The sequence below is a fragment of the Sandarakinorhabdus sp. genome (assembly GCF_041689835.1).
Classification (GTDB): domain Bacteria; phylum Pseudomonadota; class Alphaproteobacteria; order Sphingomonadales; family Sphingomonadaceae; genus Sandarakinorhabdus.
Genome location: NZ_JBDNFM010000049.1, coordinates 1 through 4,881, shown reverse-complemented (window position 1 = coordinate 4,881; position 4,881 = coordinate 1). Strand labels below are relative to the sequence as shown.

Genomic DNA, 4,881 nt, shown 5'->3' with positions numbered 1-4,881 from the left:
CCGCGTGGTGATCTGGGCATCGGATACCTGAAACGTCATGCCGATGGTGAAGGCGAAATAGGCGAAATCCCAATAATCGGGCGTGGCATTCTCACCGGGAAAATTGATGCCGCCGCCCTCGGGGCTATACCATATATGGGCATAATGCAGCGCCGCCAGCGTGTTGGTGAACAGCCACGCCAGCGCCAGCGTAGCACCGCCCAGCGCCACACCGGCCCCGTGGTGGTCGCCGCCCGCACCCGAAAGCTCCACCCACACTGATGTGAACACCACCGCGATGACAACAAGGGCGAAAATGCTCAGCCAGGCATGATCGGGCTCGTTTTGCGCGACCCGCAGGCGCATCTGCGAATCGTCGGTGGCGTTGAACATCGCGGCGGTCAGCAGCATGAACACCAGCGCGCCGGAATCAAACCCGATCAGCAGCGATCGCGCCGGGTGCAGCACCATTGCCGACCCGCCAGCAACCAGCATCATCACTGCGGCGAACGCGGCAAAGTTCAGGTGCCGGCGCAGGAAGCCGATCATGACATTGGCCGCGAATGCCCGCCTCGCAACACTGCGGCGCCGATCAACGCGGAGGCCAGGCTGCCGGCGATGATGCCCAGCTTGGCCGCAGCCTCCCGATCACTGCCGGTGCCAAAAGCCAGCGCTGCGATGAACAGGCTCATGGTGAAACCGATGCCGCACAGCAATGCCATGCCCCAGATCTGGCGGGCATTGGCATGCGCCGGCATATCGACGACCTTGAATTTCACCAAAGCCATGATCGCGCCGAAAATGCCCAGTTGCTTGCCAATCAGCAGCCCCAGCGCAATGCCCAGCACCAGCGGATCGCGCGCAGCACCAAGCGTCAGGTCGCGCACATCGACGCCGGCGTTGGCAAAGCCGAAGATCGGCACGATGGCAAAGCCGACAACTGGCGCCAGCGCATGTTCGACGCGCAGAAGCGGGCTTTTGCGGTCTTCACGCGTGCCCGGCGTGGTGCGGATCGGCAGCGCCAGCGCAGTGATCACCCCGGCCAGCGTGGCATGCACACCGCTGGCATGCACCGCCACCCACAGTGCCGCCCCCGCCAGCAGATAGGGCCAGATTGCCGTCACCCGCCGCCAATTCAGCAGCGCCAGCGCCCCGCAAAGCCCGGTCGCCGCCGCCAGCGCCGCCAGATCAACCCCTTCGGTATACACCGCCGCGATCACCAGAATGGCGCCCAAATCGTCGATCACGGCAATAGCGGTGAGCAGCAGTTTCAGGCTGGCCGGCACCCGGTTGCCCAGCAGCGCCATCACGCCCAGGGCAAAGGCGATATCGGTTGCCGTGGGCACGGCCCAGCCGACGCGATTGGCCGGAAAATCGAAATTGAAGCCAAGATAGACCAGTGCCGGTAGCGCCATGCCGGCCGCAGCGGCCACACCGGGAAGGATGCGGCGCGGCCAGGTTGCCATTTCGCCATCGACAAATTCGCGTTTTATCTCGCAGCCGACAAGCAGGAAAAACACCGCCATCAGGCCGTCGTTGATCTAGTGCAGCAGGCTCATCGGCCCCAGTTGCAGGTGCAGCAGGGCAAAATATCGCGCAGAAAATGCCGAATTGGCGGCGAGCATGGCGGCGGCCGCAGCAAACATCAGCACCTGGCCGCCGCCCGCCTGGCTGGCCAGCAGTTTGCGGATTACCGTGAAGGGCAAGCGGGGCAGGGGGCTTCGCATGGCCTTGATCTACCAACCACGGCCATGGCGGGGAAGCAAAACCGGTTAGCGCGTGTAGTTGGCTTCCACCCAGTCACGGTAGCTGCCATCCATTACCGCCCGCCACCAGCTTTCGTTGGCCAGATACCAGTGCAGCGTTTCGGCAAAACCCTGATCGAAACTGCGGGTTGGGGCATAGCCCAGTTCGGCGCGCGCCTTGGTTTCATCGATGGCATAGCGCCGATCATGGCCAGGCCTGTCGGTGACGAACGTCTTGAGGCTGGCGGTGGGTTGCCCCTGCGCAGCCGGCGAATTCGGGAAGCGCGCAGCCAGGCCTGCATCGGCGGCAAAGGCCGCATCAACGGCGGCGCACAGGGTTTCGATCACGGTCAGATTGGGCAACTCGGCGCCGCCGCCGATATTGTAGGTCTCGCCCACGCGGCCCTTGATCAGGCAGGCCTCGATGCCGCGGCAATGATCTTCCACGTGCAACCAGTCGCGGATCTGCATGCCGTCGCCATAAATGGGCAGCGGCCGGCCGTGCAGGGCGTTGATCAAAAACAGCGGGATCAGTTTTTCCGGAAACTGGAACGGGCCATAGTTGTTTGAACAATTGCTGGTGGTGACGTTCAGGCCATACGTGTGGTGCCAGGCCCGCACGAGGTGATCGCTGGCGGCCTTGCTCGCCGAATAGGGGCTGTTCGGGGCATAGGCCGTGGTTTCGCTGAACGCCGGATCGTTCGCGCCAAGGGTGCCGTACACCTCGTCGGTGGACACATGATGAAACCGGTGCGGCAGGCCCGATCCGGCCAGCCACACGGAGCGGGCGGCGGTGAGCAGCGACAGCGTGCCGATCACATTGGTATCGACAAAGGCCGCCGGCGCGTGGATCGAACGATCGACATGGCTTTCTGCGGCGAAGTGCACGGTGGTGCCGATGGCGTGATCGGTCAGCAGCGTTTCCACCAGCGCGGTGTCGCGGATGTCGCCGTGGATGAACTCCACACCGCTCAGCCCATCCAGGTTGGCGCGGTTACCGGCATAGGTAAGAGCATCGAGCACCACGATGCCATCGTCCGGGTGATGCGCGCGCCAATAATGCACGAAATTGGCGCCGATGAAGCCGGCACCGCCCGTCACGAGCAGATTGGTCATGCAGATATGTCTTTCAGGCAGTCGACCAGTTCATGCCGCCAGTGGCGCGCCGGGCCGGTGATGGCCCAGCTTGATGATTTATCGAGCACGCCATAGGCCGGGCGGCGGGCGGGTGTGGGATAATCTTCGGTGCGGATCGGCAGCACCCGTGTGGGGCGGGCGAGCATACCCAACGCCGTCGCCTCGTCGTGGATGGCGATGGCGAAATCATACCAGCTTGCCGCCCCCGCATCGGTCCAGTGGAAGGTGCCGCTGTGGCCGTGCAGCGCCCAGATGGCGCGGGCCAGGCTGGCGGCGTGGGTGGGGGTGCCCAACTGATCTGCAACAACACGCACTTCGTCCCGCTCCGCCATCAGGCGCAGCATCGTCTTGACGAAATTGTTACCGACCGCCGCATACACCCAGGCGGTGCGGATGATCAGCGGCGACGGGTGATGGGCGGTGGCAGCCTGTTCGCCGGCCAACTTGGTGCGGCCATAGGCGCTGGCTGGGGCAGGCGGCGTTTCGGGGCGATAGGGCTGGCAGGCTTGGCCGTCGAACACGTAATCGGTGGAAATTTGCACGAAACGCGCATCGGCGGCGGCGGCGGCGGCCGCGAGATGACCAACCGCGGTGGCATTGACCAGCAGTGCTGCCGCTTCGTCGGCTTCGGCCTTGTCGACGGCGGTCCAGGCGGCGGCGTTGATGACCAGATTCGGTCTGGCTGCCGCCACGACCTCGCGCACTTGCGCTGCGTTGCCGATGTCGAAATCCGCTTCGGCCGGCGCGATCAGCGTGACGCCTGCGGGTGCTGTGGCGGCAAGCGCCCGGCCCAATTGCCCGCCGCTGCCGGCAACAAGTACCCTCACGCGAAAATCTCGGCGTGGGCAAGGCGCGGCGCGGCGGCGTCCTTGCCGGAAAGCTGCGGCGCCATACCGGTATCCGGCCACGCGATGCCGATCGTGGGATCATCCCAACCGATGCCGCGATCGCTGGCCGGGTGATAGAGCGTCGTGCATTTATACAGGAAATCCGCTGTTTCGCTCAGCACCAGAAAGCCGTGGGCAAAGCCGGGCGGAATCCACAGCATGCGGTGATTATCAGCGCTCAGTTCCGCGCCAACCCACTGGCCGAAGTACGGCGAAGAACGACGGATATCCACCGCCACGTCGAACACCGCGCCCTGTGTCACGCGCACCAGTTTGCCCTGCGGATTTTCCAGCTGGTAATGCAGGCCCCGCAGCACGCCGCGCGCCGAACGGCTGTGATTGTCCTGCACGAAATCCATCGTTAGCCCAGCCGCCGCAAACGCATGGTGGTTCCAGCTTTCGAGGAAAAATCCGCGCGCGTCGCCGAACACCTTGGGTTCGATGATCAGCACGCCGGGTAGCGCGGTTTCGAGGATGTTCACCGGCCGTCCTTCAGCTGGCCAAGCAGATATTCGCCATAGCCGGACTTGCGCAGCGGTGCCGCGATGGCTTCCATCTGGGCATCGTCGATCCAGCCCATCCGCCAGGCGATTTCTTCCGGGCAGCAGATCTTCAGGCCCTGCCGTTCCTCCACGATGCGCACATAGTTGGCGGCATCGAGCAATGAGGCGTGTGTGCCGGTGTCGAGCCAGGCAAAGCCGCGGCCCATCAGCTCGACATTGAGTTTGCCGGCCTCCAGATAAAGCCGGTTGAGATCGGTGATTTCGAGTTCGCCGCGCGGGCCGGGCTTGAGGTCGCGCGCCATTGCGACTGCGTCGCCGTCATAGAAATACAGCCCGGTGACGGCGTAATGGCTTTTGGGTTGGGCGGGCTTTTCCTCGATGGTCTCGGCCCGGCCCTGCGTGTCGAACGACACAACGCCGTACGCGGCAGGATCCTTGACATAATAGCCGAACACGGTGGCGCCATCGGTACGGCTGTCGGCGCTGGCCAGCAGTTCGGGCAGGCCGTGCCCGTGGTAGATGTTGTCGCCCAAAATCAGCACGCTGGGTTTGTCGCCGACGAAATCAGCCCCGATATGATAGGCTTGCGCCAGCCCTTCCGGGCGCGGCTGCTGTGCGTAATGGATGCTG

The 4,881-nt window shown here is 64.2% G+C and carries 5 protein-coding genes and 1 pseudogene; all 6 read right to left on the bottom strand.

The window, feature by feature from the left end; all coding sequences use genetic code 11:
* On the bottom strand, positions 1-528 hold a 528-nt coding region (locus ACESL8_RS02565), incomplete at its 3' end, for a DUF1345 domain-containing protein (RefSeq protein WP_372915639.1).
* Positions 525-1,706: pseudogene (nhaA, locus tag ACESL8_RS02560) on the bottom strand (Na+/H+ antiporter NhaA). The gene ACESL8_RS02565 and the pseudogene nhaA, both read right to left, overlap by 4 nt.
* 45 nt (positions 1,707-1,751) lie before the next feature.
* Positions 1,752-2,840 carry a dTDP-glucose 4,6-dehydratase gene (rfbB, locus tag ACESL8_RS02555; protein ID WP_372915637.1) on the bottom strand — a complete coding sequence of 363 codons (1,089 nt, stop codon included), beginning with the start codon at positions 2,838-2,840 and terminating at the stop codon, positions 1,752-1,754.
* The gene (gene rfbD / locus ACESL8_RS02550) at positions 2,837-3,688 is read right to left on the bottom strand and encodes a dTDP-4-dehydrorhamnose reductase (RefSeq protein ID WP_372915635.1); all 852 of its coding nucleotides are present in this window, start codon (positions 3,686-3,688) and stop codon (positions 2,837-2,839) included. The genes rfbB and rfbD overlap by 4 nt, the downstream gene beginning before the upstream one ends.
* Entirely contained in the window at positions 3,685-4,230 is a 546-nt protein-coding gene (gene rfbC, locus ACESL8_RS02545) for a dTDP-4-dehydrorhamnose 3,5-epimerase (protein ID WP_372915633.1), read from the bottom strand. Before rfbC ends, rfbD begins: the two co-directional genes overlap by 4 nt.
* On the bottom strand, positions 4,227-4,881 hold a 655-nt coding region (locus ACESL8_RS02540), incomplete at its 5' end, for a sugar phosphate nucleotidyltransferase (protein ID WP_372915631.1). The genes rfbC and ACESL8_RS02540, both read right to left, overlap by 4 nt.